This window comes from Streptomyces similanensis (assembly GCF_039543625.1).
GTDB classification, from domain to species: Bacteria; Actinomycetota; Actinomycetes; order Streptomycetales; family Streptomycetaceae; genus Streptomyces; species Streptomyces similanensis.
This window is the reverse complement of the sequence record NZ_BAABKC010000013.1, coordinates 68,988-94,721: the sequence shown is the minus strand read 5'-3', so window position 1 is coordinate 94,721 and position 25,734 is coordinate 68,988. Positions and strand designations below refer to the sequence as shown.

The following is a 25,734-nucleotide window of genomic DNA, read 5'->3' as shown; positions in this document are numbered from 1 at the left end:
GGGCCCCGCGAACTGGCGCGGGGCCCTTTCCGGTTTCCCCGGAATCCCCTACGGCAGCGGACATTTCGAGCGGTGTTCGTCAACATCCGGCCCGGCGCGCCGCAGATTGTGCTCCCTCGAAAGGGTGACTAAATGTCGCCAAATCATTACCGGGGGCTACGCTGCGACGCGTGAAGCACTCCACCACCCACCCCACGCGACGCGGCCGGGGCCCCGCCCACCGGATCGGCCGCTCCCTCGCCCTTGTCCTGCCCGTCGTCCTGGTGCTCTCCGGGACCCTCGCGGTCACCCGAGTCGACTGGTCTGGGGACTCGTCCTCGGTGCTCACCGCGTCCGACACGTCGGTGGCCGGGATCCAGACCCGCGCCCGCGCCCCGCAGGACGTGCTGCGCGACCGGCTGCTGACGGAACTGCGGGAGAAGGACCCGGGCGTCGCACTCACCCACCTCCAGCAGGCGGTGAACGGCCGCCCGTCCCTGGCCGCGCACTGCACGTCGATCGCCCGCACCCTCGGCCGCGCCGCGGTCCGCCTCTACGGCGCCTCCCGCGCCCAGTCCTACGCCCGCCCGGTCTGCGACACCTCCTTCGCCTCCGGCGTCCTGGCAACGCACCACTGACCCCGAGGACTTGTTCCTCCGGCCCGGGCGAGGGGGACGACCCTCCGGCCCGGGCCTCGGGGTCGCCTCCGGCCCGGGTCGCGGAGCCGGCCTCCGGCCCGGGTCGCGGGATCGCTCCGCGGGCCCCCGCACGCACCCCGTCGTCCGCCCGTCACCCGCTCAGAGCGGCCCCGCACGGGCACGTACAGTGCCCCCATGACCCATCCGAATGCGGCTTCGCGCCCCACTCAAGCCGTCGTCCTGGCCGGGGGCCAGGGCTCGCGGCTGCGGCCCTACACCGACGACCGGCCCAAGCCGATGGTCGAGATCCCCGGCACAGGCACCCCGATCATCGGGCACCAGCTCGCCTGGCTCGCCGAGGAGGGCGTCACCGACGTGGTGATCTCCTGCGGGCACCTCGCCGAGGTGTTGCAGGACTGGCTGAAGTCGGCCGCGCTGCCTGTGAACGTCACCACCGCCGTGGAGACGGAGCCCCTCGGCCGCGGCGGCGGCCTGAAGTTCGCCGCCGCTCACCTCCCCCACCCGGACCGGTCCTGGTACGCCACCAACGGGGACATCTGGACCCGTTTCTCGCTGCGCGACATGGCGGACTTCCACACCGAGCGCGACGCGGTGGCGACCCTCGCGCTGGCCCGGCCGCGCATCCCGTGGGGCGCCGTGCAGACGGACGGGTTCGGGCACATCACGGACTTCATCGAGGCGCCGCCCTCCACCTTCGAGATCAACGCGGGCGTCTACGTCTTCTCCCCCGAGTTCGCCGGCCTGCTCCCCGAGCGCGGCGACCACGAGCGGACCACGTTCCCGCGGCTGGCCCGGGAACTGGGCCTGGCCGGCTTCCCGATCCCGCAGGGCGCCTACTGGCGGGCCATCGACACCGCCAAGGACCTCACCGAGGCCGCGAAGGAACTGTCCGCCCTGGGCCGTACCTGACCGCCCGCCCACCACGCGCCACGCACCGCCCACCACGCGCCACACACCGCCCACCGCGGAAGCGCGCCGCGCCACCGCCGCACTAAGACGGGGTCCCGCACAGCAGCTGTGCGGGACCCCGTCTCGTCGTGGGCGCGGACGGCCGCGGGCTACCCCAGCAGGCCGCCCACCAGCCCCGGCCGCCCGGAGGACGAGCCGCCGGAGGACGAGTCGCCGCCGGTCGAGCCGGAGCCGCCGCTCGTGCCGCCACCGCCGCCGGAGGTCGGGCCCGCGCTGGTGCTGGGCGCCTGCCGCACCGGGGCGGAGCGGCGCGGCGTGGTGTGTCCCGTGGCGCCCTGGGTCTGGCTGGGCGCGCCCCCGGTGGCGGCGCCGCCGCTCTCGCGGGCGGTGCCCGGCGTGGTGGCGGGGCCGCCGGACGGGCCGGCCGTCGTACCGCGGCGGCTGGGCGCGGCGGGGGCCGTCGGCGACTCGCCGTGCCGCTTGCCGCCGGACTCCTGCGGCAGCGGCGAGCCGGGCAGCGCGTTGCGCGGGGCCTCGCCGGGCCGGGGCGCGACCACCTGGTCGGCGTCGCGCACGGCGTCGCCGAGCAGCGACCCGGTCAGCAGGGTGAGGCCGGTGACGACCACCGTGAGCAGCGCGCCGCGCCGCAGCACGAACCGCCGCAGGTCCCAGATGTCGGCGCGCGGTCCGAGCCGCCGCCAGGCGGACGCGGCGAGGCGCCCGTCGACGGAGTAGACCGGGGCGCCCGCGATGATCAGCGGCGACCAGGCGGCGAGGTAGATGATGTCGGGCGCGTCGTAGACGGGCAGGGTGCGCCAGCTGACCGTGACGATGAGCGCGGCCGAGAGCAGCGCGCCGAACACCGCGGCGACCCGCTGCCAGCAGCCCAGGATGGTCAGCACGCCGACGATGACCTGGAGGAAGGCGATGACGAGGCCGGAGCCGACCGGGTGCTGGAGGGCGAACTGGCGCAGCGGCTCCGCGGCCTCCCAGGGGTGCAGCGAGTCGAGCCACTTGACCATGGAGCCGCGCTTGCCGCCGTCGAAGTAGAGCGGGTCGCACAGCTTGCCCATGCCGGCGTAGATGGTGATGAAGCCGAGGAAGACCCGCAGCGGGAGCAGGACGACGCCGAGGTTCATCCGGCGGCCGGGGTAGTAGGCGTGGCGGGCCGGGTCGTCGCCCCGCCGGCCCGCCCGTCGGGGCCCGTCCTCCAGGGCCTCGTCCCGGCCGTGGTCCTGGTCGTCGTAGGCACCGTCGTAGCCGTCGTGGACGCCGTCGTAGCCGTCGTGGTCGCCTTGGCCGTCGTACGGCCGGCCGTCGTGGGCGAAGTCGTCGTATCCGGGGCGGGCGTACGGCGGCGTGGCGTATCCGCCGGTGTACGCGGAGGCGCCGTACGCGCCGGGCGCGTAGCCGGACTCGGCGGTGCGCATGTGCGGCAGCAGCCGGGTTCCGCCGGAGTCGGGCGCGGCGTCGACGCGCGGGATGACCTGGGTGGCCCCGGGGTCGGCGGCGGACTCCTCGGTGTGGCCCACGCTGCCGCTGCGCACGGCCTGGAGCAGCCGGTGGGCGCCGGTGTCGTCGGGGGCGGACTTGCCGCTCCAGACGAGGGGGCGGCGGGGGGCGGCGGTCCCGGCGACGGGCACGCGGGCGGTGCTCTCGGTGGCGCTCTGGAACCGGGCGGGGCGCGGGGACCGGGCGCGCCACGATGCGGCGCCCAGCTGCACGCGGAAGCTCGCGTGCGTGACGATGACCTGCGCCGGATCGCTCGGCACCTTCACCATGCTCAGCGCGGGAGCGTCGTCGTATCCCGACGAGCGGTCCCCCGTGGGTGTGCGGGGTGTTCTGGTGTCCACACTCATCTAACCGAGTGATGCGGAGTTAGGACACTGCCTTGACCGGGGCGGATCTGTCCGGACCGCGTCAAGGATGCGGCGACCTGCTGGGTTTACCCGCGCGGGTGAACTCCCGTACGTCCGTACGAACGCCCGCACCGGCGCGTCGCGCCCGCTCCGGCACCCGGGGCCGACGAGCCGTACCGCCGTCCGGGCGCCCGTCACCCCGTGCTGATCGCACGGCCGTTCGGGCGCCCGACATGGTTCAGCGGCGGCGGCGCGCCGCCTCGTACAGGACGATGCCCGCGGCCACACCGGCGTTCAGGGACTCCGCGCCGCCCGGCATCGGGATGCGCACCCGCACGTCGCAGGTCTCGCCGACGAGCCGGGACAGGCCCTTGCCCTCGCTGCCGACGACGATGACGACCGGCCCGCCCAGGGCCTCCAGGTCGCCGAGTTCGGCCTCGCCGTCCGCGGCCAGCCCGACCACGGTGAGGCCCGCCTTCTGGTACTGCTCCAGCGCGCGCGTCAGGTTGGTGGCGCGGGCGACGGGCGTGCGGGCGGCGGTGCCCGCGGACGTCTTCCAGGCGCCGGCGGTCATGCCGGCCGCGCGCCGCTCCGGGACGACCACGCCGTGCCCGCCGAAGGCGGAGACGGAGCGGACGACCGCGCCGAGGTTGCGCGGGTCGGTCACCCCGTCGAGCGCCACGATCAGCGGGTCCTCGCCCGCGTCGGCGGCGGCGCCGGCCAGGTCCTCGGGGTGGGCGTACTCGTACGGCGGGACCTGGAGGACCAGGCCCTGGTGGTTGAGCCCGTTGGTCATCCGGTCCAGCTCGGGGCGCGGCGCCTCCATGAGGTTGATGCCGCCGCGCTCCGCCGCGAGCTGGAGCGCCTCGCGCACCCGCTCGTCGTTGTCGATGAACTGCTGGACGTAGAGGGTGGTGGCGGGCACGCCCTCGCGCAGCGCCTCGAAGACCGGGTTGCGGCCGACGACCAGCTCGGAGGCCGAGCGGCCCGCGCCGCGCCGCTGCTGCGGGCGGGCGCCCTGCGCGCGGCGGGACTTCGCCTGCGCGGCCCGCTGCTTGGCGTGGCCCTTGCGCATCTCGGCGGGCGGCGTGGGGCCCTTGCCCTCCAGGCCTCGGCGCCGCTGGCCGCCGCTGCCGACCTGCGCGCCCTTCTTGCCGGACATGCGGCGGTTGTTCGCGGCCATGGCTCTACCTGTCTGTCGAAAGCGTCGTACGCACGTTCTTCATCGCGTACGTCTGTCACGTCTGTGGAGTGTGCCGCCCGGGCGGGCCGGGCGGCACCGTCGGTCACTCGGACCGCGGGCGGGCTCAGCGGGGGCCGAGGCTCCAGCGGGGGCCCTGCGGGCTGTCCTCGATGACCAGGCCGGACTGGCCGAGCTGGTCGCGGATGGCGTCCGCGGTCGTCCAGTCCTTGCGCGTCCGGGCGGCCTCGCGCTGGTCGAGCACCATCCGGACCAGGGTGTCCACCACCCCGTGCAGGTCGTCGCCGCGGTCGCCGCCCTCGCCGGCCCACTGCTCGTCCAGCGGGTCGAGACCGAGGACGCCGAGCATGGCCCGCACCTCGGCGAGCCGGGCCACCGCGGCCTCCTTGTCGTCGGCCGCCAGCGCGCTGTTGCCCTGCCGGACGGTGGTGTGCACCACCGCGAGCGCCTGCGGTACGCCCAGGTCGTCGTCCATCGCCTCGGCGAAGGCGGGCGGCACCTCGGCGGAGGGTTCCACCGGGCCGGCCTTCTCCACCACGCGCTGGATGAAGCCCTCGATCCGCGCGAACGCGGACTCCGCCTCGCGCAGCGCCTCCTCGCTGTACTCGATCATCGACCGGTAGTGCGGGGTGCCGAGGTAGTAGCGCAGCACGATGGGCCGCCACTGCTTGACCATCTCGGCGACCAGGACGCTGTTGCCCAGCGACTTGGACATCTTGTCGCCGGCCATGGTCACCCAGGCGTTGTGCACCCAGTACCGGGCGAACTCGTCGCCGTAGGCCTTGGCCTGGGCGATCTCGTTCTCGTGGTGCGGGAAGATCAGGTCCAGGCCGCCGCCGTGGATGTCGAAGGCACTGCCCAGGTACTTGTGCGCCATGGCCGAGCACTCCAGGTGCCAGCCGGGACGGCCCTCGCCCCACGGGGTGGGCCAGGTCGGCTCGCCCGGCTTGGCCGCCTTCCACATGGCGAAGTCCCGCGCGTCGCGCTTGCCCGTCTCGCCGTCGCCCTCGGGCTGGAGCAGGTTGTCCAGCTCCTGCCGGGACAGCTGAAGGTAGCCGGGGAAGGAGCGCACGTCGAAGTAGACGTTGCCGTCGGCGGCGTAGGCGTGCCCGCGGTCGATGAGCCGCCGCATCATCTCGACCATCTCCGGCACGTGGCCGGTGGCGCGGGGCTCGTAGGTGGGCGGCAGGCAGCCGAGGGCGGTGTAACCGTCGTTGAACGCGCGCTCGTTCTCGTAGCCGATCGACCACCACGGGCGGTGCTGCTCGCGCGACTTGGCGATGATCTTGTCGTCGATGTCGGTGACGTTGCGGATGAACGTCACCTCGTAGCCGCGGTGGGCGAACCAGCGGCGCATGATGTCGAAGTTCAGTCCCGACCGGATGTGACCGATGTGCGGGGCCGCCTGCACGGTGGCACCACACAGGTAGATCGAGACGCAGCCCGGCTTGAGCGGGGTGAAGTCACGGATCTGCCGGGCACTGGTGTCGTACAGGCGAATAGTCACCACTCCAGGGTAGTGGGCCGCGGGGTGTGCCTCGCGCCCCTTGGGCACAAGGGCGCGCATTCGTGTCCCGGCGCGGCCCGCCGGGGGGCGGGCCGCGGCCTCCGGGCCCGCCCCGACGGGCGGCCGGAGGCCCTCCGGTGAACCGCGGCGGCGGGTTTACAGGCTGCCCACGGCCTTGCGGGCCCGGATGCGGACGACCACCCGCTCGGCGTCCTGCGCGGAGGAGGGGTTGAACTCGGCGTACTTCTTGCCGGTGTACTTCAGGGACAGTTCGTCGATGAGCTCGCGCCCGCCCTCGGTGGTCATCTCGACGGTGCCGCGGATCTCGGCGTACTCGTAGGGGTTGTCGGGGTCCTGGACCACGACGCTCACCCGCGGGTCGCGGTCGAGGTTCTTCTTCTTGCGGCGGTCCACGGTGGTGGAGAAGAGGAGGTCGTCGCCGTCCCGCTTCACCCACACCGGCGACAACTGGGGGCTGCCGTCGGGCTGGACGGTGCCGACGACGATGAAAGCGGGGCCGTCGAGAAGGTTCTTGAGCCGGTCGGACAGTACGGCGGACATGGGGGCACCCTCCGGGTCATCGGTCACTGGGTCATCGGTCACTGGTGACGTTGCGGGTACCCTCGCACGCCCTCAGTCCACCCGCACCACGAGAGCCGTGGCCACCGCCATCAGTCCCTCGCCGCGCCCCGGGAAGCCCAGCCCGTCGGTGGTCGCGCCGGAGACGGACACCGGCGCGCCGGCCGCCTCGGAGAGGATCTCCTGCGCCTCGTCGCGCCGCTTGCCGATCTTCGGCCGGGGGCCGACGACCTGGACGGCGACGTTCCCGATCCGGAAGCCCGCGGCGCGCACGATCCGGGCGGCCTCCGTCAGCAGGGTGACGCCGGAGGCGCCCGACCACTCGGGGCGTCCGGTGCCGAAGTGCTGTCCCAGGTCGCCGAGTCCGGCGGCCGAGAACAGCGCGTTGCACGCGGCGTGCGCGACGACGTCGGCGTCGGAGTGGCCGGCCAGTCCCGGCCCCTCGCCCTCCCACTTCAGTCCGGCGCACCACAGGTCGCGGCCGTCCTCGAAGGCGTGGATGTCGGTGCCGATGCCGACCTGGGGAAGCGGCACGGCGACGGCGTCCGCGGGGTGTTCAGAAGCCATCGTTCAGCCTCCGGCGGGCCAGGACCGCTTCGGCGAGGACGAGGTCGAGGGGGCGGGTGACCTTGAACGCCTCCTCGTGGCCGGGCACGGCCACGACCCGCTCGCCGAGCTGCTCGACCATGCTCGCGTCGTCGGTGACGTCGTCGGTGACCGTCCGGTGGGCGCGTTCCAGCGTGGCGCGGTCGAAGCCCTGCGGGGTCTGCACCGCGCGCAGCAGGGAACGGTCCGGCGTGGCGACGACCGGCTCGGCCCCGCCCGGCGCGGCGGCCGGCTCGACCTGCTTGACGGTGTCCGCGAGGGGCAGCGCGGGCACGACGGCCCCGGCGCCGTCGCGTACGGCCTCGATCACCGCGTCCACGGTGTCCACCGGGACCAGCGGGCGGGCCGCGTCGTGCACCAGGACGATGTCGTGGCCCGGCGGCAGCGCCGCCAGGCCGAGCCGCACCGACTCCTGGCGGCTCTCGCCGCCGGGGACGACCAGGAAGTCCGTCCTCTCCGGCAGCGCGTGCGCGTCCAGGAGCGACTTGACCTCGGCAGCGCCGTCGGGCGGGGCGACGACGACGACCAGGGAGACCGCGCGGGAGGCGGCCATGGCGCGCACCGCGTGGATGAGCATGGGCGTGCCGTTCAGCGTGCGCAGCGCCTTGGGGGCGCCCGGGCCGAGGCGTACTCCGCGGCCGGCGGCCGGGATCACCGCGGCGACGGGGGTTCCCGGCGGGGCGGCCGCGGGCGAAGGGCGCGATTCGTCAGACATCGGATCCTGTCGGGGTCGTGTGCTGGAGGCCGTGCCGCCGGTCCGCGCCGTCCGCCCGTCAGGCGCCGGTTTGGCGGCGGTGCCTACGTGGGTATGGCCACACCGTGCCGGGCACGACGCCTCGACCGGACCCTTCCGTGACCCCGGTCGAGCCGACTGCCCGGGCCCGGCACACAGTATCGGGGGACTTCCCCCGCCGTACGGCATGGCCGCCGCGCGTGCGGGTACCTGCCGCTCACAGCGCCGCGAGGCGCGCGTACGCCCCGTACCCCGGCGTACCGCGCCGAGCGGTGCGACGGTGGTGCGCCGGTGGGGACCGGGACACCGCCGTAGCTGCGGATACGGGCATGCCGCGTCGCGGACACGCGTATGCCGCGGTGCCCGGCGACGGCGGTCGAGTCATCGGGCACCGCGGCATTGCTTGGCGCGTTGCTTGGCTGTGCTGCGCTGGACGGAGGCGGTCGTCGTGGCCGCCCGTGTCCTGTCAGGGCACCTCGCGCGTCAGGACGCGAGAACCTCGTCGAGCAGGGCCTCGGCCTTGTCCTCGTTCGTGTTCTCCGCGAGGGCGAGCTCGCTCACCAGGATCTGGCGGGCCTTGGCGAGCATGCGCTTCTCTCCGGCGGAGAGTCCGCGCTCGCGCTCGCGACGCCACAGGTCACGCACGACTTCCGCGACCTTGATGACATCGCCGGAGGCGAGCTTCTCCAGATTTGCCTTGTAGCGACGGGACCAGTTCGTGGGCTCCTCGGCGTACGGAGCGCGCAGCACCTCGAAGACTCGGTCCAGCCCGTCCTGACCGACCACATCACGCACGCCGACGAACTCCGCATTGTCCGCTGGCACACGTACCGTCAGGTCACCCTGGGCGACCTTCAGCACCAAGTAGGTCTTGTCCACGCCTTTGATCTGGCGAGTTTCGATAGCCTCGATCAGCGCGGCCCCGTGATGGGGATAGACCACGGTGTCGCCAACCTTGAACGTCATGTGACAGGTACCCCTTCCGTGGCTATCCAGAGTAACACGGATACGGCGTCTTCTGAATGGCGTTTTCGCAGGTCAGGGCATATCTCAGGGCTTGACAACAGCAACCGGAACGTGCTTCGGAAGGGGTCGCCGGGCCAAGGGGAGCCGGGTATTCGCAGGTGGGAGGGGCTGCCCGCACAGGGAGAAACGCCCACGTTACACACATCCGGCCGCCCCACCAAACGGCCGAACGTCCCGATTTGTCCGGTTCCATGTGTCCGACTTCCGCTACTCCGTTCGGTGAGCCGCGTCGCGTTCGGGACGAATCCGAAATTGATCACGCCACGGTGCGGCGGCCGGCGCCGCGGGCCGTGATCAATTTCCGTCGCGGGTTCCGTGCCGACCGCGCATTCCGCGACCGGAAATCCCCGAGAGCCGGAAATCCCGGAGAGGGGGCCGCGGCGGAGGGTGCGGGTAAGGCGGCGGCTTTGGGTACCGACTATGCGGTTCGGCATACCGGAGCGCGCTTATGCGAATGGCGGTCCGCGGGGTGGGCCAGGGCGCGGGCGGGGGTCCCGGAGGCGCGACGGCAGGGGGTTCCCGGAGGCGCCCCGGACGGCGTCCCCGAAGCCGGGTCCAGGGCGGTGTCCGGATGCCGTGGGGCGCGCTGGGGCGGGTCGGGTGCGGGGCCTCGGGAACGGCTCGGTAACCTAAGGCCGCTGACAGACACTTAGGGCGGCTTTATAAGGGAGTCGCCCTGTACCGTCCACGTTCAAGGAGTTGCCGCCGCCGTGAGCAGCAGCCTTCGACGCGGCGCCCTCGGCGTCGCCGCCATCGCGTTCTCGATCGCCTCGCTCGCCGCGTGCGGCGCCGGCAACGACGCCCAGACCCTTGAGGTCAAGCCGGACAACGCGGCCGTCACCGTCGGACCCATCAAGGTGCAGAACGCGGTGGTCATCACGCAGCCCGGCACCCAGACCAAGGGCCCGGCCGTCATCTCCGCGACCCTGTTCAACAACGACAGCCACGACCAGACCCTCGACGCGATCCGCGTCGACGGCGACGGCACCGCGCAGCTCACCCCGGCCCAGGGCAAGGGCAAGCTGACCGTCCCGGCCGGCGGCTCCCTGATCATCGGCGGCAAGGGCAACGCCTCCGCCGCGCTGTCCACCCCCGGCGGCAACGTCGCCGACGGCAACGCGCAGAAGATCACCTTCACCTTCAGCAAGACCGGTGACGTGAGCCTGCGCGCCTTCGTCGTCCCGGCCGAGAGCTACTTCGACAAGTGGGGCCCGAGCAACATGCCGGCCGCGCCGGGCGCCAAGCCCGCCTCGCCCTCCTCCTCGGCCTCCGCCTCCACGGGCGCCTCCGGCAAGCCGAAGTCGGACAAGCCGAAGTCCGGCGAGTCGGCGTCCGGCCTGCCGAACGCCTCCGGGTCCGCCTCGTCGAAGGCCGGCGGCAACCCGGCCACCCCGAGCGACTCGGCGTCCCAGTCGATCGCCGGCCACTGACGCGGCGGGCGGTCCGGCACCCGCGACCGCCCGCGCACACGCCGAAGGGCGGCGCACTCCTCAAGGGGAGTGCGCCGCCCTTCGGCGTCACCGGAGCCGGAGCAGCCGGGCAGGCCGGTCCGGTCGGACCGGTCCGACCGGTCGGTCCGGTCGGACCGACCTACGGCTCGAACTTGTATCCGAGGCCCCGCACCGTCACCAGGAACCGCGGCGCGCCCGGGTCCGGCTCGATCTTGGCGCGCAGCCGCTTGACGTGGACGTCGAGGGTCTTGGTGTCGCCCACGTAGTCGGCGCCCCAGACCCGGTCGATGAGCTGCATCCGGGTCAGCACGCGGCCGGCGTTGCGCAGCAGCATCTCCAGGAGGTCGAACTCCTTGAGCGGCAGGTCGACCTTGGAGCCGGACACCGTCACCACGTGCCGGTCGACGTCCATGCGGACCGGGCCGGCCTCCAGCGCCGCCGGGGTGACCTCCTCCGGCTCGCCGCGCCGGCGCAGCACCGCGCGGATCCGGGCCACCAGCTCGCGCGAGGAGAAGGGCTTGGTGACGTAGTCGTCGGCTCCTATCTCCAGACCGACGACCTTGTCGATCTCGCTGTCCTTGGCGGTCACCATGATCACGGGGACGTTGGAGCGGCCGCGCAGCTGCCGGCACACCTCCGTGCCGGGCAGGCCCGGCAGCATCAGGTCGAGGAGCACGAGGTCGGCGCCGTTGCGCTCGAACTCGTCGAGTCCGTCGGGCCCGGTGGCCGCGACGGCGACCTCGAAGCCCTCCTTGCGGAGCATGTACGACAGGGCGTCGGAGAAGGACTCCTCGTCCTCGACGACGAGCACTCGGGTCACGGAAGGACCTCCGGGGCGGGAAGCGGTTCGTACGGGGATGGTGCGGTGGATCGCTGCCCGGCCTCTTCGTCGAGGGCGGGGTGCTGCTGGGCCCGGTCGCGGTCCCGGTCGCGGGCGGCGCGGGCCGCGGCGGCCTCCGGCAGCCGCAGGGTGAAGGTGGAGCCCTGTCCCTCGGCGCTCCAGACCGTGACCTCGCCGCCGTGCGAGGCGGCCACGTGCTTGACGATCGCGAGGCCGAGTCCGGTGCCTCCCGTGGCGCGCGAGCGGGCCGGGTCGACGCGGTAGAAGCGCTCGAAGATGCGCTCCTTGTCCTTGTCGGAGATGCCTATGCCCTGGTCGGTGACGGCCAGCTCGATCAGGTCGCCGCCGGGCGCGGTGATCCGGCGGGCGGCGATGCCGACGCGGGTGCGGACCGGGGAGTAGTTGACCGCGTTCTCGACGAGGTTGCCGAGGGCGGCGGCGAGCTGGCCGCGGTTGCCCCACACGTGCAGGTCGGCGGTGCCTCCGGCGGCCATGGTGATCTGCTTGGTGCCGGCCTGGTGGCGGCAGCGGTCGATGGCCTCGGCGACCAGTTCGTCCACGCGCACCGGCTCGGCGTCCTCCAGCGGGTCGTCGTTCTGCACCCGCGACAGGTCGATCAGCTCCTGCACGAGGTTGGTCAGCCGGGTCGCCTCGATCTGCATCCGCCCGGCGAACCGCTGTACGGCCTCCGGGTCGTCGGAGGCGTCCATGACGGCCTCGGACAGCAGGGAGAGCGCGCCGACGGGTGTCTTCAGTTCATGGCTCACATTGGCGACGAAGTCGCGTCGTACCGCTTCGATGCGCCGGGCCTCGGTCAGGTCCTCCACCAGCAGCAGCACCAGCCGCGACCCGAGCGGGGCGACTCGCGCGGAGACGGCGAGGGCCTCGCCGCGCCCGGTGCCGCGCCGCGGCAGGTCCAGCTCGACCTGGCGTATCTCCCCGTCCCGCCGGGTCTCCCGGGCCATCTGGAGCATCGGCTCCACGGCCAGCTTGCCGCCGCGGACGAGCCCGAGGGCGTACGCGGCGGAGCTTGCCTTGACGACGGCGTCGCCCTCGTCGAGGACGACGGCGGAGGACCGCAGCACGGACAGGACGGTGTCCACGCCCGGCGGCAGCACCGCGTCGGTGTGCAGGGAGGTGCGGGTCGGGCGCTTCTGCTCGCGCTCGCTGAAGCGGAACGCGAGCATGGCGATGACACCGGTGAGCACTCCGGCGATCGCTGCCGCTGCGGCGACCGCCGCGTTCACGTCCATGCCTCAAGGTTAGGCACGGGGCACGACATGCCCGCACCCATCCGAGTGCGACCTCGAACACTCGTCGCCCAGAGTTCACCTTGGGGCCAGCGATGGTTCATTTGGGGTGACGGAAACGGACGCGTGGAGGCCGGACCGTGGGAGCGTGGGGTTCGCACCGCCGGTCGTCACCGCGGGCCTCGCCGGCCGTGACCGGCGGGCCGCCGCCCCGGCACTCCCGGCAGACCCCTGCAACCCCTGACGAAGACGCACGAGAGGGAACCGAAGATGCGGGACGCGTACCACGAGGAACTGGACTCGATAGGCGACAGCCTGGTGGAGATGGCCCGGCTGGTCGGGTCGGCGATCGGACGCGCCACGACCGCCATCCTCGACACCGATCTGAAGCTGGCCGAGAACGTGATCGAGGCCGACCAGAAGGTCGACGAGCTCCAGCACGACCTGGAGGCGAGGGCGATCGCCCTGCTGGCCCGGCAGCAGCCGGTGGCGACCGACCTGCGGATCGTCGTCACCTCGCTGCGGATGTCCGCGGACCTGGAGCGCGCGGGCGACCTCGCCCAGCACGTCGCCAAGCTCGCCCGGCTGCGCTTCCCCGAGCGGGCGGTCCCCTACGACCTGCACGCCACCATCCTGGAGATGGGTCAGCTCGCGCAGCGCCTGATGGCGAAGGCCGCCGAGGTGATCATCACCAAGGACGTCGACCTGGCGCTCCAGCTGGAGCAGGACGACGACGAGATGGACCTGCTGCACCGCACCCTGTTCCAGCACCTGATCGACGACCGCTGGAAGCACGGCATCGAGACGGCCGTGGACGTCACCCTGCTGGGCCGCTACTACGAGCGGTACGCCGACCACGCGGTGGCGGTCGCGAAGCGGGTCGTCTACCTGGTCACGGGCGAACACGCCGACGAGTTGCAGCAGCAGGACGTCCAGCCGTGACGGGGGCGGAGTCCCGGGGTCTCGTGGGCGTGCCCGAGCCACTGTGCGCCGTTGATGCGCCCGGCGCGGCGGGCATGGAATGGGCGAAGGCACTCAGCCTCTAGGAGGGACCCATGGCCGAATCCCCCAGCACCGCCCCCGACCCCACCCGGATCCGCGAGACCGAGCAGCCCGCCGAGCCGAGAATCCTCCCGCTCCTGGCGGCCTGCGGCTGCGGTTCGGGCTGCGGCTGCGGCTGCCAATCGGGCGGCGCCTGTCAGTGCGGCTGAGCTGACGAGGACGCCCCACCCGTAGGGGGCGTACGTCGTCGTACGGCGACGTACGCCCCCGTCATTCGTGGTGGCCGCTCGTCATCGCCGTTCGTCAACGCCGTTCGTCGTCGCCGTTCGTCAACGCAGGGCCCCGGCGCGCAGACCGCCGGGGCCCTGTGCTGCGTACGCCCGTACTCCCCGCTGACACCCTCCGCACTCCCCGTACGCCCCTGTCTGCTTCCCGCGCCCCGTCCGCCACCCGTCCGGGTGACGGGCCCGCGCCCGGCCCGTTACCCACTCAGGAGTGACGACGCCGCCCCGCCCGGGGTGGCGCACCCTGGCGGCCGCAGCCCCCGCCCCAACCCGCCCAAGGCCGCCGCGTCCGACACCTCGTCAACATGTCGCATACACGGCGTAAATGGGTGCTACACCCGAGAGTCACAGAAATATGCACAACAGGTAACACCGTACGAGGATCGGTCTCATCTCCCCGCAGGACGGACACAGTGTGAGGGCGCGGCCAACCCGGCCGCCACCCGCACACAGCGCACCCACCGCACGCGGCGAGATCCGCGGACGAGGGCGCGCTCGCACCAAGCAGGGAGAGCCTGTGTCCGTTTCCGTCTCTGTGACCGCCCGCCGCCTGACCGCAGCCGCAGCCGTGGCCGGAGCGCTGGTCGGGATGGCGACGCTGCCGGCGTCCGCGGCCGACCACACCCCGCGCTCGCACCGCCAGGGCGTGGTGATCAGCGGCCTGCACCTCGACAACGAGACCCGCGCCCACCGCTCCAACCGCTCCCTCAACAACGAGTGGGTGACGATCAGCAACGACAGCCGCCGCGACGTCAACCTGAACGGCTGGACGCTGTCCGACCGGCAGGGCCACACCTACACCTTCCGCCACTACCGCCTCGCCGGCCACGCCACGGTCCGCGTCCACACCGGCTACGGCCAAGACACCCGCACGGACCTCTACCAGGACCGCCGCGTCGCGGTCTGGGACAAGCACGCCGACACCGCCACCCTGCGCGACGCGAACCGCCGCTTCGTCGACTCGGTCGCCTGGGGCGGCCAGCGCCACGTACCCCGCCCGGCCCCGCGGCACGCGGAGCACCCCGGCGCCCACCACGACGAGCGTTCCGGCCCGCGCCACACCGAGCACCACGACGGCCGGCGCTGACCCCAGCCGGCTCCCGAAAGCCCCTCCCCGCCGTCCTGTCACGGGGAGGGGGCTTTCCCCTTCGCCGGAGCACCCGGCACGGAACGGACGGGCGGACCGGCGCACCGCCATTGCGTAACGGCCTCTCCACAACCCGGTCCGCCACTCTTCCGGGCGAGAACGGCTCCTGCCAGAGTCCGGATCATGAAAGACACCAGAAGACAGCAGTTGGGCCTGCTGCCCGGCGTGGCCCTGGCCGCAGCGCTCCCCGGCATCACCCTCGCCGACACCGACTCCGGCCCGATGTTCGGCTACCTCTTCTCCTTCATCGTCTTCGCGGGCGTCAGCACGGCGATCTGGTCCACCCCGCGCGACGCCCACCAGGCCCCGCTGCTCCTGGTGATCCTGGCGGTCGTCGGCGTGGCCCAGGACACCCTGGTCTGGTACCTGATCACCTGGCTGACCGACGTCCAGGTGACGAACGTGGGATGGGCGATCGCGGCGGCCGTGATCGTACGGGCCTGCTGCTGGGCGGGGGTGTGGCTGCTGCCGGCGGGACGGGCGGAGGAGCCGGAGGGTGCGGCGGGGGCGTGACGCCCGACCCGCTGAACAACGGCTTCTTGCACAAAGGCCCTTGAGCCCGCCCCCTCACCCCGCGCAGCCAGCGGCCCATGGCGTCGTGGAGATCGTCCGCCGGCAGCATGATCTGGCACCAGCAGCACGCTGGTCCCCCTCAGAGGTGCTGCTTCGCGGATCCGACAAGCCGGTTGATGCCGTCAAGTGACCGTGCTCGCAGCTCGTCCAGCTCGGCCCTGCTGCCCACCTTGGGCAGCTTCATGATGTCGGCGAGGACATCCTCCGCAGTCCGACTGAGCCTGCCGTCATCCGTCAGCATCTGCACCCGGAAGAGGGCCTCCTGCGCGCGGGAGCGCAGGTCGTAGGCGCGGACACGCACCACGGCGGGTTCCTCCGGTGGCGACTGCTCGTGCTCGCAGATCCAGAGATGGACCAGGCAGCGGCGGTAGTTGAGCAACGTGCCGGCGTAGACGGACCAAGCGTCCAGCCGCTCCTGCCGAAGCCTCTCGCGGCGGGTGAACTGGTGACTCCGCTCGGTGGTGCGCTGCTGAAACGCCAGAGTGATCCCCGACCCGAGCAGGGCCCCCAGGACGGCTATGGCACTGGCGATGATGGACTCCACACGCCAAGCTGACCACGGTTGACCGCCGTTGCTCGCCCACTGCCCGAACTTCGCACGCGAATCAACATGCCTTATTCATTGGCCAGGTTCGTCCGTCATCGCCGGTAGGCGGGTCCCGTTGGCGTCTCCTCCCTTACGCTGTGGCGCACGGCACGCCGCTGTGATGGCCGGGGGAGCACGATGGAGCAGCTTGAGAAGCTTGTCGCCCGTTACGGCGACCTCGAACAGAAGCCCGTGCGCTTCCGTCCGGAAACGTGGCGCTCGCGGTTGGAGCCGCACGGAGCGGCGCACGTACTCGACATCGGCGTCGAGGGTGCGGGCGGGTCGAGCGGTGACCGCCTCATCAGCCGGGGCGACCTGGCCCGGCTCCGTGACCGCGTCGGTGACGACGATCCCGGCGGTCTGCGTGACCTGTTCGTGGCCGTGATGATCTGGGGCTCGGGCACCACGAACGGACGTGGCCCGAGGTACACGGAGGCGGCTCTGTCCGACCCGCGCATGCCCGCTGTCCTGCGGACCACGCGCGACGCGGTCCGAAAGGGCGACCTGAGCGGGGCCTACCGGCGATTCGCCCTCGACGGGGTGGGACGGTCCTTCTTCACCAAGTGGTTCGCCGCCGTGGACGACCGCGACGCCCCGTGCGACCGGGCCCTGATCCTCGACGACCGGGTCTTTCGTTCGCTCAACGCCCTCGGGTGGACCAGCTGGGAGGCAGCCGGCACCCGCCACTGGCCCGCTCGGTACGCCGCCTACGTCAGCTCCATGCACGACTGGGCCTCGTCTCTGGGAGTCACGGCGGAGTGGCTGGAGTGGCTTCTCTTCGATCTGAACGGCCGCGTGGTCGAGTCCTGAGTCCGGAGCCTCGCGGAACGGCTGGCACCGAATGAGGTGTGGGAGTCGTTCCGCAGGGTGGTGCCGGAGACGGTGGTGATACGCCCGCAGGGAGGTAGCCGTCGGCGGGCGGGGATCATGAATGTCTGGCCGTCGCACCTCGCGACTCTTCCCGGGCTCGCTCGCGATGTCACCGCCCGGTGGGGCGAGAAGTACCGTCATCGCCTGGCGTGAGCCGGCCGGCGAGGCCGTCGAGGATGCGGTCGAGTCCATATGCGAAGCGGTCCTCGCGCACCTGCCGCGGGTCCACCTCCTCGCCGAAGTCCGGGTTGTGGTCCGACAGCCATTCACGCTCGGAGACGCCACTGCGGGCGATCACCGAGAGGTACGCGGCCTCGCTGGTGGCGACCCCGACGACGTAGGACATGAGCGCTCCAGCGGCTTGGTCCTCCTCACCGGCGGGAAAACCGGCCGCCTGGAACTGCGCGAGGAGACCCGATGTCATGCGGACGGCGTTCGGGCCGACGTGGAGCAGCCCGACCTGGCCGAGTTCGGGGCCGACCCAGGGGTGGCGCAGGACCATGGCCCGCAGGTCGGTGGCGGCGCGGGCGACCGCCGTACGCCATGTCCTGTGGGTGGCGGCGGCCGGCGGATCCAGCTCACCGAACACGTCGTCCACGGCCAGCTGGATCAGCTCGTCCCGATTGGCCACATGCCGGTAGAGGGAAGTGGCCCCGGCCTTCAGACGAGTGCCGAGCTTCCGCATGCTGAGCGCCTCCACCCCCTCCCCGTCCAGCAGCTCGATCGTCGCCGTCACGATCTGCTCCCGCGTCAGGTGCTCGCGCTGCGGGCGATGCGGACGTGTCCACACCGAGGTGATCGGCTTGGCGTCGCGAGGCATGCGCGCCCACTCCCGTCGGTCGATCTGCTTGCTGTCGGCCCTCACCGTAGCCCACGCCGTACGCGTATTGCGAACGTCGATCCTCAATGCGTACGGTGTTCGCATCGAGGATCACCGTGCTCAATGGAGGGGGATTCGGCTGTGCTGAACGGTATGAGCTGTGACGAAAAGGGCGCCTGGAGTGCCGAAGGGGCGTGGGGCACCCGGAACTCGGCCGGGCGCGAGCTGGATCTCGCCCGGTGGCAGGCCCGCCTCGACCAGCTCTGCGCCGAACACCACGTGCCGGGAGCGTCCTTGGCCGTCCTCGTCGACGGGACCGTCCACGAGCTGGCGAGCGGCGTCCTGCATCGCGGCACAGGCGTGGAGACGACGACCGAGTCGGTCTTCCAGATGGGCTCGATAGCCAAGATCTACACGGCCACCCTGGTCATGCGGCTCGTCGAGGAGGGCCTGCTGGACCTGGACGCCCCGGTCACGGACGTGCTGCCGGAGTTTTCCGTCGGTGACCCCGCGGCGACCGCGATGATCACCGTCCGTCGGCTGCTCAGCCACACGAGCGGTCTCACCTGCGACTTCAATCACGACAGCGGGCGCGGCGACGACTGCCTCGCCAAGTACGTCGAGGCCGCGAAGGACGTGGCGCTCGACTGCCCGCCCGGCAGCGCGATCTCGTACAGCAGCGTCGGCTACAACGTGCTCGGCCGGATCATCGAGGTGGTGACCGGCAAGGTCTGGGACCAGGCCCTCAAGGACCTGCTCCTGACCCCGCTCGGCCTCACCCGCACCATGACCCTGCCCGAAGAGGCGCTGCGCTTCCGCGCGGCCATGGGACACCTGGGCGAGCCCGGCCAGGAGCCGAACCCGGCGCCGGAGTGGGACATGATGCCGCGATCGGCGGGCCCGTACGGCAGGGTCATCGCCACCGCGGGCGACCTCGCCCGGCTCGCACGCATGCACCTTGCCGGCGGCGTGGCCGAGGACGGCACCCGCGTGCTCTCCGAGAAGACGGTCGCCCTGATGCGACGCCGGGTGGTGGACTGCCCCGACAAGTGGACGGTCAGCTCGGACGGTTGGGGTCTGGGCTGGACCCTGTACGACTGGAACGGCGTCGAGGGCTACGGACACGACGGCGCCTCCATCGGGCAGTACGCCTACCTGCGCGTGGTGCCCTCGGCCGACGTCGCCGTCGCGCTGCTCACCAACGGCGGCGGTGCGCGTGAGGTGTACGCGGCGCTCTACCGCGAGCTTCTCGCCGACCTGGCCGGGGTGACCATGCCGGCCCCCTTCGCCCCGTCCGCCACGCCACCCGTGGTGGACTGGACACCGCTCATCGGCACGTACCGGCGCGAGGGCGTGATCATCACGGTGACCGAGAAGGACGGCTCCGGGCACGCGCTCTACGAGTTCGTCGACGGCATGAAGGACCTCTCGAAGCCCCTGCGGATCAACCTGCTGCCGGTCACGGAGACGGCCTTCGCCGGCACGGGCGTGGGTTCGGCCTTCAGCACGGACTCCACACCAGTGATCTTCTCCGCCCTGCCCGACGGCACACGCTGCGTCTACATCGGCATGCGTTGCGCCCCCAAGACCGGGTGACCGGCCACACCGACCGACCGGCACGGCCACGGACCAGCCGACCACCGCATCGAAGTCGCAGCGGCTGGGCGGACACCGCCGGTACGTCAGCGCAGCATGCCGTTGTTCTGAAGAGCACGGGCTCGCACCTCGTCCCATCGTCCGCGCAGCGGTGCTCTCGCGGATCGGTCTGCGGAGCGGGTTGCGCCGTGTGGAGAAGCCAGGACGACGCCTGACGACCCAGAGGCAGCAACAGGCCCCCCTGCCCGCGGACAAACCGCGGACAGGGGGCCTCGGCAAAAACAGCGGGCGTTACTTCTTCTTGCCCTGGGGCTTTCCGGGAATCTTGGTGAGCTGGGTTTTCGCTGCTCAGGGGCGGTGGACTGGTGCGCTTGGTGATCGTCGTTGGTCGTCGTTGGCCACTGCCGAGCGGCCTCGGACGGCCCAGGGACGGCCCAGCTTCGACGCACTCAACTGACGAATGGCACCTTCGATGGCCCCGTCTGAACCTCGGCCAACGACAGCCAGCCACGACGGCGGGCCCGCCGACCATCCAGCCACGCGTGTGCTTCGCTACGTCCCATCGGTCTCAGCCACGCAATCTGCGCGTCCACCAGAGCAGGCCACGACGGCCGACCTGAGTCGACGGCGCCTGAGCCCTCAGCTTGGGAAGCTTGGATCTTCCTGCAGCGGTTGCTGTGCTGACGTGCGGCGGAGCTTCGTGGAGCCTTGTTCGCACCCGTGGCCGGTCCCTGCTGTTCCCCGTCCGATCTGGCATGTGAATGGCACGGCGCTTTCGCGGCGTCCAGCCCGAACCTCAGCCGACGACAGTCAGCCACGACGGTAGGTGCACGGAGCGACCACGCACGCGTATGCCTCGCTGCACCCTCACCGGCCTCAGCCACGCTGCCGATGTCGTCGGCCAGAGCAAGTCATGGCGGCTGGCCCGGCGTAACGATGCCTCGGCCCACCTGCCGCGCTCACCTCCCGTCTTGGCCCCCAGTGTCGAGTAGGTGTCACCGAGTGCCAATCCGATCGTCGGTCTGACGCCAGGGGGCACCTGAGGACATACTTGACCCCTGCAACGGTCAACACACAATGCGCCAAGCGGGAGTTGTACGTGAACGCGAGTCCAGGCCTGCATCTGCTAGAGCAACTCATTTTCCCTGCTCGCTACGAAGCCCTGGCCTCGCACCTCGGGGCGGAGCTCGCTTCGCTACTCGTGACACCTGAAGTCGAGACCCAGAACCTCCTAGAAGATGCGGCGCGTGGGCTAATGGCGCGCGGGGAAGGGCTATTTCTTCCCATCTACGCCCCTTCGGGAACTGGCAAGACGACCCTCGCAAACAATCTAGACAAGTTTCTTCCCGGCCTCTTCCTGCCGACCATCCTTTTCTCCGGAAACGTTAACGCCGACGCACTGCAGCGTGAAACTGCGCATCATTTGAGTAAGTTTGCAGTGAACGATAAGCGTATCGTCCCGATCAATATTGACCATCGCGAGGGGAGTCCACCTTCAGGAGAGGAGTTGGCGGAGATCAAGCGTTTCTTGCGCCATCCCGAAGGTGGTTCCAAGGCCCTCATCCTGTGGCCGGACACTCAAAGAGATCTCTCGGAAGCCATGTCTCGGGCCTACAGCGATATCGCAGGAAAGCCCCCGATCGATCTCCCTGTGGCCATCTCTGGTCCACCCCGGGAAACGTGGCAAGAGATCGCAAAAACGACCCTCCGCCTCGTAAACTCTATCGACTCACTTGAAGATCTGGGAGTTGAGCCCAGCAGCTACGATCCAAGTGGATTCACATCACTAGGTGGATTCCTTAGGGAAATTTCCGACGACTTCGCCAAGCTTGTCACCAGCATGCGCAGGGAGATGCGGAAGTCGTTGCGACTTGCCATCGTTTTTGCCAGCGAAAGTTCCGATGCAGGAATTCTTACGCACTTGACCAGCAGTAATCAGTTCGGACTCCTTGACGGCAGTGCCCTGCTGGATTCTTCGCCTGACAGCGAGGTAGGGAAGTGGTGGAAGGCAAGGCGAGGCCTACTAACCAGCACGATCGTCCGACTGGATGCGAGAGCTTTTAGCCTACCCCCCAGTGCGTCTGTCGGCATCTTGCGCAGATATGGGCCAGAGGAAGTTAAGGAAAATCTGAACAGCCTCGGAGTGCGCCTCCCTGGCGATTCAGTGGTAACAAGGAATATTGAGCGTTGCGACCTTGGTAAGTACTTGCTAGGGCAGTCCAAGGCGATTCTGGAGACCAAGGGAACGCCGACCACAACATCGCTCCTCGCGTTCCAATACCTCGCCGAGTCTGGCTTCACTGCTGGTCGCGACAAGGCGCTGAACTATGCTCTAGCTGAGGCGTTGACCGCATTCGCCTCTGCGCAAGGTCTCAGTTACACGACCATGGCAGAAAAGAAGCTGGACTTCTGCCCTCTGATTCCAGATAACTCCCTCAACTTCGAGAAGGAGGCCATTTGTTTGGAGTACACCTGGCGGGCCAGTGACTTCATGGTCGCTAAAAATCGGGGAAATATCGCCGCTTACTGCCTCAGGAAACTTCGGAACTACAGTCGAGAGCTGGGCTGGGCTCCGGAATAGGTAATCAGACTGACTCGCCATTCGAACGAGTAATAGGGACTTCTCTATCTCTCGGCACATCGGGCGCCTGCAAGTTTGCCCTTACGGCGAGTAGGTGATCCCTGTGCGCGCGGCACGGGCGCCGGCCGGGCTGGAGCGGGACGAAGGCAGGAGCGCAGGCCCGGCTGGGGGCTGGGCCGCGTGCGGGGAGCGGAGCGAGCCGCCTTGAACCAGTAGAGAAAGTTGTAACTCAGTCCGTGGCGTGGGGCTTGAAGGCGTATGCGCACGCTGGGAGTTCAGCGCCCTGCCGGTGTACCAGTGGCAGGAAGAACACGGGGCGGATCGCCCAAGTGATGCGGGTGTTGGCGTGGGTGATGGTCACGGTGCAGGGTTCGCAGCGCAGTAGGGCACGGCGCGTCTCGATGCGGTCGTCGTAGAGCCAGGTCCATGCTTCGTCCGAGGCGTCTGCGTCGAGGACCGGGGAGATCGTGCGGAGGGTGACTGCTACCCAGCGGTCTGCCTGTGGTGCTGAGTAGGCGTCGAAGGATGCTCGGAGCGCGGGTCCTTCCGCAGTGGTCAGGTTCTCGGTCCAGCACTGGCACCAGTAGCCACGGAGGGGTGCCTTCATGAGGTCGCCCCCGGTGGGGAGACCACGAGCACGTAGCGGGCGCTGGTGTAGCCCGTTCCCGCGGTCAGGCAGGCGAGGGCGCGTTCGTGTTCCCTCTCGTCCGTCAGCCAGTGCCGTCCCGGTCGGGCGTGTGCGGTGTCGAGCTGGTCGGTGATGGGGCGAGTGCGTTCTCGTAACCAGTGCGTGGCCGAGCACGGGCTTGTTGTGTCGGTCGTCCCCAGTGGGATCCAGCGCACTTCGCCGGTGAGGTGGGCGGTGGCTCGGCATCGGTGCGGGGATGGCCGGCGGTTCGGGTCCGGGGTGTCGGCGGGCGTGTGCGTCAGCATGGGCCGGCTGCTCCCCGTTCTCGGCGGACATCCATGAGGAGTTCTGCGGTGACCGTGTTGCCGGTCTGGCTGGTGTGGATGATGACGCGGTGGGCGAGGGCGTTGACCATGCTCAGGCCCCGGCCGTGTTCGGCCTGGTCGTTGCGGTGCTCCGCCCTCGGGGTCGTCCCCGTGCCGCCGTCGTCCGTGACCGACAGTGCGATCACCCGTGGGGTCATCGCCAGGGCCAGGTGGAAGCTGCCCGCCTGTCGGCCGGTGGCTGTGTGGAGGATCGCGTTCGCGCTCAGCTCGCTCACGATCAGTTCCGCGTCCTCAGCCAGCGGAGAGCCGCGCAGGATGTCCCGCGTCCAGCGGCGAGCCCTGCTGACCTCCTCCGGAAAGCCCGGGCAGCTCAGGCCCCACACCCTCGCCGACATCTCTCATATACTCGTGCATACAAGTTACTCCGTGCTGGTAGACCGCCAAATGCAGCGGTTCGGGCTAGATGAGTTTCATGCCGTCGTGGGCGCGGACGGCCGGCGGGGACATCGCGTCCAGGGCGTCCAGGACGCGGATCGCGTAGGCCTCGTCGGCCAGGACGGAGACCTCTTCGCGGGTGGCCCAGCGCAGTGCGCGGGTCTCCTCGCCCGTGGTGGGCGTGCCGTCGGCGGCCTCGCAGCGGAAGACCAGGGAGACGATCAGGCCCGTCATGTTCTTGTAGACGCCGGTCAGGGTGGCCGGGAGGGCGATCTTGATACCGGTCTCCTCCAGGACCTCACGCTGCAACGCCTCGGGAATCGTCTCCTCACGTTCGAGGACACCACCCGGTGGCTCCCACTTGCCGTTGTCCCGGCGCTGGATCAAGAGGGCACGGCCCTGGTCGTCCACGACGACCCCGGCCACGCTCACGGAGTGCGGGCGTTCCAAGCTCACGTTCCTCGGCCCTCTCGGCTGACTAGGCTTCCACGGTAGCAACGAGTGCCGTCCACTTGTCTAGATATCTAAAGGAGTATAGCGACGTGAGCCCTCTCCCGTCCGGCCTCCTCGGCGAACTCGACCCCACGAGTGATCGTGCGGTCTTCCGGCAGATCGCCGACCAACTGCGCGAAGCCATCGGCCGCGGGCGGTTCAGCGAGGGCGAGAAGCTGCCCTCCGAGGCCGAACTCGTCGAGCACTACGGCGTCTCCCGCATGACCGTCCGGCACTCCTTCTCCGTCCTCCAGGGCGAAGGACTCGTCCACGCCGAACACGGCAAGGGCGTCTTCGTCCGGCCCCGGCCACCCGTACGACGGCTCGCCTCCGATCGCTTCGCCCGCCACCACCGGGAACAGGGCAAGTCCGCGTTCCTTGTTGAAGCCGACGCCGCCGGCAGCCATCCCCAGGTCGACAGCCTGGAGATCAAGGAAGAGAAAGCCACCCCAGACGTGGCCGCGCGGCTCGGAGGTGTGCGGCGCGTGTTCGCGCGGCGGCGCCGGTACCTGCTCGACGGGCGACCCGTCGAGTTCGCCACCTCCTACCTTCCCCTCGACATCGCCCGCGGCACCCCCATCGCCCAACCCAACCCCGGCCCCGGCGGCATCTACGCCCGCCTCGAAGAACTCGGCCACCACCTCCACCACTTCGACGAGGAGATCCGCGCCCGGATGCCCTCCCCCGACGAGGTACGCACACTGCGGCTCGCCTCCGGCGTCCCCGTGATCCACCTGATCCGGACCGCCTACGACAGCCAGGGGCGGGCCGTCGAGGTGTGCGACACCGTCATGGCCGCCGACGCCTACGTGCTCTCGTACCAACTCCCGGCCACCTGATCGCACGGCCTGCGGGTACGCCGAAGCCCCCCGCCGCGAGCCGTCGCGGACAGGGGGCCTCAGAACGAGCAGTGGGCGTTACTTCTTCTTGCCCTGGTTCTTGACCGCCTCGATGGCCGCCGCTGCCGCGTCCGGGTCGAGGTAGGTGCCGCCGGGGATCAGCGGACGGAAGTCGGCGTCGAGTTCGTAGGACAGGGGGATGCCGGTCGGGATGTTGAGGCCGGCGATGTCGGCGTCCGAGATGCCGTCGAGGTGCTTGACCAGGGCGCGCAGGCTGTTGCCGTGGGCGGCGACCAGGACCGTGCGGCCGGTCAGGAGGTCGGGGACGATCGCGTCGAACCAGTACGGGAGCATCCGGACGACGACGTCCTTCAGGCACTCCGTCTGGGGGCGCAGCTCCGGCGGGAGGGTCGCGTAGCGGGGGTCGTTGAACTGGGAGTACTCCGCGTCGCGGTCCAGCGGCGGCGGCGGGGTGTCGTACGAGCGGCGCCAGAGCATGAACTGCTCCTCGCCGAACTCCGCCAGCGTCTGCGCCTTGTCCTTGCCCTGGAGCGCGCCGTAGTGCCGCTCGTTCAGGCGCCAGCTGCGGTTGACCGGGATCCACAGGCGGTCGGCGGACTCCAGCGCGAGCTGCGCGGTGCGGATCGCGCGCTTCTGCAGGGAGGTGTGGACCACGTCGGGCAGCAGGCCGGCGTCCTTGAGGAGCTCGCCGCCCCGCGCCGCCTCCTTCTCGCCCTTGGCGGTCAGGTTGACGTCCACCCAGCCGGTGAACAGGTTCTTCTCGTTCCACTCGCTCTCGCCGTGGCGGAGGAGGATCAGCTTGTACGGTGCGTCGGCCATGTCTCCGAGCCTAATCGACGCATACGGTGCGCCGCCCGTGTGCCCGGCAGGCGGACGGGCCCCCGCGCACGCCCCCGCCGAAGCCGCCGACAGTTGACGGCTTCTGTTAATCGAG

The 25,734-nt window shown here is 70.6% G+C and carries 27 protein-coding genes; 11 read left to right on the top strand and 16 right to left on the bottom strand.

All coding sequences use genetic code 11. From position 1 onward, the window contains the following. Window positions 1–170 precede the first annotated feature (170 nt). Window positions 171–617: a hypothetical protein gene (locus tag ABEB07_RS05550; RefSeq protein ID WP_345667267.1), complete on the top strand. Its 447-nt coding sequence runs from the start codon at window positions 171–173 to the stop codon at window positions 615–617. Between the two features lie 195 nt (window positions 618–812). Continuing rightward, complete coding sequence (locus tag ABEB07_RS05545) at window positions 813–1,547, top strand: nucleotidyltransferase family protein (protein WP_164586951.1); 735 nt, start codon at window positions 813–815, stop codon at window positions 1,545–1,547. Window positions 1,548–1,696: 149 nt separating this feature from the next. On the opposite strand, the gene ABEB07_RS05540 is transcribed toward ABEB07_RS05545, so the two are convergent. The 7 genes from ABEB07_RS05540 to ABEB07_RS05510 all read right to left on the bottom strand — a co-directional run bounded on the left by ABEB07_RS05540 (window position 1,697) and on the right by ABEB07_RS05510 (window position 8,998). After that, on the bottom strand, window positions 1,697–3,406 hold the full coding sequence (locus ABEB07_RS05540; protein WP_345667266.1) for a DoxX family protein: 1,710 nt from the start codon (window positions 3,404–3,406) through the stop codon (window positions 1,697–1,699). Window positions 3,407–3,644: 238 nt separating this feature from the next. Then, on the bottom strand, window positions 3,645–4,589 hold the full coding sequence (gene rlmB / locus ABEB07_RS05535; RefSeq protein WP_176149500.1) for a 23S rRNA (guanosine(2251)-2'-O)-methyltransferase RlmB: 945 nt from the start codon (window positions 4,587–4,589) through the stop codon (window positions 3,645–3,647). Between the two features lie 124 nt (window positions 4,590–4,713). Next, entirely contained in the window at window positions 4,714–6,114 is a 1,401-nt protein-coding gene (cysS, locus tag ABEB07_RS05530) for a cysteine--tRNA ligase (RefSeq protein WP_176149501.1), read from the bottom strand. Between the two features lie 156 nt (window positions 6,115–6,270). Then, a complete protein-coding gene (locus tag ABEB07_RS05525; RefSeq protein ID WP_164584939.1) occupies window positions 6,271–6,675 on the bottom strand; it encodes a PPOX class F420-dependent oxidoreductase in 405 nt (134 codons plus the stop codon). 72 nt (window positions 6,676–6,747) lie between these two features. Then, window positions 6,748–7,260, bottom strand: a complete 513-nt coding sequence (ispF, locus tag ABEB07_RS05520; RefSeq protein ID WP_345667265.1) for a 2-C-methyl-D-erythritol 2,4-cyclodiphosphate synthase — start codon at window positions 7,258–7,260, stop codon at window positions 6,748–6,750. Continuing rightward, window positions 7,250–8,014 carry a 2-C-methyl-D-erythritol 4-phosphate cytidylyltransferase gene (ispD, locus tag ABEB07_RS05515; protein WP_164584941.1) on the bottom strand — a complete coding sequence of 255 codons (765 nt, stop codon included), beginning with the start codon at window positions 8,012–8,014 and terminating at the stop codon, window positions 7,250–7,252. Before ispD ends, ispF begins: the two co-directional genes overlap by 11 nt. A gap of 501 nt (window positions 8,015–8,515) precedes the next feature. After that, a complete protein-coding gene (locus ABEB07_RS05510; RefSeq protein ID WP_003953493.1) occupies window positions 8,516–8,998 on the bottom strand; it encodes a CarD family transcriptional regulator in 483 nt (160 codons plus the stop codon). A gap of 770 nt (window positions 8,999–9,768) precedes the next feature. Here ABEB07_RS05510 and ABEB07_RS05505 point away from each other — a divergent pair. Continuing rightward, window positions 9,769–10,488 carry a copper chaperone PCu(A)C gene (locus ABEB07_RS05505; protein WP_345667264.1) on the top strand — a complete coding sequence of 240 codons (720 nt, stop codon included), beginning with the start codon at window positions 9,769–9,771 and terminating at the stop codon, window positions 10,486–10,488. 160 nt (window positions 10,489–10,648) lie between these two features. Here the strand turns inward: ABEB07_RS05505 and ABEB07_RS05500 are convergent, their stop codons facing one another. Both ABEB07_RS05500 and ABEB07_RS05495 read right to left on the bottom strand, forming a co-directional pair. Then, window positions 10,649–11,329, bottom strand: a complete 681-nt coding sequence (locus ABEB07_RS05500) for a response regulator transcription factor (protein WP_009189308.1) — start codon at window positions 11,327–11,329, stop codon at window positions 10,649–10,651. Next, entirely contained in the window at window positions 11,326–12,603 is a 1,278-nt protein-coding gene (locus tag ABEB07_RS05495; protein WP_345667262.1) for a sensor histidine kinase, read from the bottom strand. The genes ABEB07_RS05500 and ABEB07_RS05495 overlap by 4 nt, the downstream gene beginning before the upstream one ends. Before the next feature lie 267 nt (window positions 12,604–12,870). Between ABEB07_RS05495 and phoU the strand changes: the two genes are divergently transcribed. The 4 genes from phoU to ABEB07_RS05475 all read left to right on the top strand — a co-directional run bounded on the left by phoU (window position 12,871) and on the right by ABEB07_RS05475 (window position 15,546). Next, window positions 12,871–13,542, top strand: coding sequence for a phosphate signaling complex protein PhoU (gene phoU / locus ABEB07_RS05490; protein WP_164584944.1), 672 nt, complete (start codon window positions 12,871–12,873; stop codon window positions 13,540–13,542). 113 nt (window positions 13,543–13,655) lie between these two features. Next, the gene (locus ABEB07_RS05485) at window positions 13,656–13,811 is read left to right on the top strand and encodes a hypothetical protein (RefSeq protein WP_203634109.1); all 156 of its coding nucleotides are present in this window, start codon (window positions 13,656–13,658) and stop codon (window positions 13,809–13,811) included. Between the two features lie 592 nt (window positions 13,812–14,403). Then, a complete protein-coding gene (locus ABEB07_RS05480) occupies window positions 14,404–14,973 on the top strand; it encodes a lamin tail domain-containing protein (protein ID WP_345667261.1) in 570 nt (189 codons plus the stop codon). A 183-nt stretch (window positions 14,974–15,156) separates the two neighbouring features. Then, window positions 15,157–15,546, top strand: a complete 390-nt coding sequence (locus tag ABEB07_RS05475; RefSeq protein ID WP_345667260.1) for a hypothetical protein — start codon at window positions 15,157–15,159, stop codon at window positions 15,544–15,546. Window positions 15,547–15,685: 139 nt separating this feature from the next. Here ABEB07_RS05475 and ABEB07_RS05470 read toward each other — a convergent pair whose 3' ends face one another. Further along, the gene (locus tag ABEB07_RS05470; RefSeq protein WP_345667259.1) at window positions 15,686–16,150 is read right to left on the bottom strand and encodes a hypothetical protein; all 465 of its coding nucleotides are present in this window, start codon (window positions 16,148–16,150) and stop codon (window positions 15,686–15,688) included. Window positions 16,151–16,330: 180 nt separating this feature from the next. On the opposite strand from ABEB07_RS05470, the gene ABEB07_RS05465 reads away from it, so the two are divergent. After that, window positions 16,331–17,002, top strand: coding sequence for an 8-oxoguanine DNA glycosylase OGG fold protein (locus ABEB07_RS05465; RefSeq protein ID WP_345667258.1), 672 nt, complete (start codon window positions 16,331–16,333; stop codon window positions 17,000–17,002). 169 nt (window positions 17,003–17,171) lie between these two features. On the opposite strand, the gene ABEB07_RS05460 is transcribed toward ABEB07_RS05465, so the two are convergent. After that, window positions 17,172–17,882, bottom strand: coding sequence for a TetR/AcrR family transcriptional regulator (locus tag ABEB07_RS05460; protein ID WP_345667257.1), 711 nt, complete (start codon window positions 17,880–17,882; stop codon window positions 17,172–17,174). Between the two features lie 153 nt (window positions 17,883–18,035). Between ABEB07_RS05460 and ABEB07_RS05455 the strand changes: the two genes are divergently transcribed. After that, window positions 18,036–19,478 (top strand): serine hydrolase domain-containing protein, encoded by a 1,443-nt coding sequence (locus ABEB07_RS05455; RefSeq protein ID WP_345667256.1) that lies wholly within the window; start codon window positions 18,036–18,038, stop codon window positions 19,476–19,478. A 1,099-nt stretch (window positions 19,479–20,577) separates the two neighbouring features. Then, a complete protein-coding gene (locus ABEB07_RS05450) occupies window positions 20,578–22,059 on the top strand; it encodes a hypothetical protein (protein ID WP_345667255.1) in 1,482 nt (493 codons plus the stop codon). A 229-nt stretch (window positions 22,060–22,288) separates the two neighbouring features. Here ABEB07_RS05450 and ABEB07_RS05445 read toward each other — a convergent pair whose 3' ends face one another. From ABEB07_RS05445 to ABEB07_RS05430, 4 genes are all read right to left on the bottom strand, one after another. Next, a complete protein-coding gene (locus ABEB07_RS05445) occupies window positions 22,289–22,666 on the bottom strand; it encodes a hypothetical protein (RefSeq protein WP_345667253.1) in 378 nt (125 codons plus the stop codon). Beyond that, entirely contained in the window at window positions 22,663–22,992 is a 330-nt protein-coding gene (locus tag ABEB07_RS05440; RefSeq protein WP_345667252.1) for a hypothetical protein, read from the bottom strand. Before ABEB07_RS05440 ends, ABEB07_RS05445 begins: the two co-directional genes overlap by 4 nt. After that, entirely contained in the window at window positions 22,986–23,408 is a 423-nt protein-coding gene (locus ABEB07_RS05435; RefSeq protein WP_425588955.1) for an ATP-binding protein, read from the bottom strand. Before ABEB07_RS05435 ends, ABEB07_RS05440 begins: the two co-directional genes overlap by 7 nt. A 64-nt stretch (window positions 23,409–23,472) precedes the next feature. After that, window positions 23,473–23,880, bottom strand: a complete 408-nt coding sequence (locus ABEB07_RS05430) for an NUDIX hydrolase (RefSeq protein WP_176152006.1) — start codon at window positions 23,878–23,880, stop codon at window positions 23,473–23,475. A 110-nt stretch (window positions 23,881–23,990) separates the two neighbouring features. On the opposite strand from ABEB07_RS05430, the gene ABEB07_RS05425 reads away from it, so the two are divergent. After that, window positions 23,991–24,779, top strand: a complete 789-nt coding sequence (locus ABEB07_RS05425) for a GntR family transcriptional regulator (RefSeq protein ID WP_345667251.1) — start codon at window positions 23,991–23,993, stop codon at window positions 24,777–24,779. Between the two features lie 78 nt (window positions 24,780–24,857). Here ABEB07_RS05425 and ABEB07_RS05420 read toward each other — a convergent pair whose 3' ends face one another. Continuing rightward, window positions 24,858–25,619 (bottom strand): phosphoglyceromutase, encoded by a 762-nt coding sequence (locus tag ABEB07_RS05420; protein WP_345667250.1) that lies wholly within the window; start codon window positions 25,617–25,619, stop codon window positions 24,858–24,860. Window positions 25,620–25,734 lie beyond the last annotated feature (115 nt).

What these genes read in the sequence shown, in the direction of transcription:
- ispD (WP_164584941.1), bottom strand. Translation starts at nt 8,014, where the DNA reads ATGTCTGACGAATCGCGCCCTTCGCCCGCGGCCGCCCCGCCGGGAACC.
- phoU (WP_164584944.1), top strand. Translation starts at nt 12,871, where the DNA reads ATGCGGGACGCGTACCACGAGGAACTGGACTCGATAGGCGACAGCCTG.
- ABEB07_RS05420 (WP_345667250.1), bottom strand. Translation starts at nt 25,619, where the DNA reads ATGGCCGACGCACCGTACAAGCTGATCCTCCTCCGCCACGGCGAGAGC.
- ABEB07_RS05510 (WP_003953493.1), bottom strand. Translation starts at nt 8,998, where the DNA reads ATGACGTTCAAGGTTGGCGACACCGTGGTCTATCCCCATCACGGGGCC.
- ABEB07_RS05475 (WP_345667260.1), top strand. Translation starts at nt 15,157, where the DNA reads ATGAAAGACACCAGAAGACAGCAGTTGGGCCTGCTGCCCGGCGTGGCC.
- ABEB07_RS05460 (WP_345667257.1), bottom strand. Translation starts at nt 17,882, where the DNA reads ATGCCTCGCGACGCCAAGCCGATCACCTCGGTGTGGACACGTCCGCAT.
- ABEB07_RS05495 (WP_345667262.1), bottom strand. Translation starts at nt 12,603, where the DNA reads ATGGACGTGAACGCGGCGGTCGCCGCAGCGGCAGCGATCGCCGGAGTG.
- ABEB07_RS05445 (WP_345667253.1), bottom strand. Translation starts at nt 22,666, where the DNA reads ATGAAGGCACCCCTCCGTGGCTACTGGTGCCAGTGCTGGACCGAGAAC.
- rlmB (WP_176149500.1), bottom strand. Translation starts at nt 4,589, where the DNA reads ATGGCCGCGAACAACCGCCGCATGTCCGGCAAGAAGGGCGCGCAGGTC.
- ABEB07_RS05540 (WP_345667266.1), bottom strand. Translation starts at nt 3,406, where the DNA reads ATGAGTGTGGACACCAGAACACCCCGCACACCCACGGGGGACCGCTCG.
- ispF (WP_345667265.1), bottom strand. Translation starts at nt 7,260, where the DNA reads ATGGCTTCTGAACACCCCGCGGACGCCGTCGCCGTGCCGCTTCCCCAG.
- ABEB07_RS05525 (WP_164584939.1), bottom strand. Translation starts at nt 6,675, where the DNA reads ATGTCCGCCGTACTGTCCGACCGGCTCAAGAACCTTCTCGACGGCCCC.
- ABEB07_RS05465 (WP_345667258.1), top strand. Translation starts at nt 16,331, where the DNA reads ATGGAGCAGCTTGAGAAGCTTGTCGCCCGTTACGGCGACCTCGAACAG.
- ABEB07_RS05435 (WP_425588955.1), bottom strand. Translation starts at nt 23,408, where the DNA reads ATGTCGGCGAGGGTGTGGGGCCTGAGCTGCCCGGGCTTTCCGGAGGAG.
- ABEB07_RS05440 (WP_345667252.1), bottom strand. Translation starts at nt 22,992, where the DNA reads ATGCTGACGCACACGCCCGCCGACACCCCGGACCCGAACCGCCGGCCA.
- ABEB07_RS05485 (WP_203634109.1), top strand. Translation starts at nt 13,656, where the DNA reads ATGGCCGAATCCCCCAGCACCGCCCCCGACCCCACCCGGATCCGCGAG.
- ABEB07_RS05545 (WP_164586951.1), top strand. Translation starts at nt 813, where the DNA reads ATGACCCATCCGAATGCGGCTTCGCGCCCCACTCAAGCCGTCGTCCTG.
- ABEB07_RS05455 (WP_345667256.1), top strand. Translation starts at nt 18,036, where the DNA reads ATGAGCTGTGACGAAAAGGGCGCCTGGAGTGCCGAAGGGGCGTGGGGC.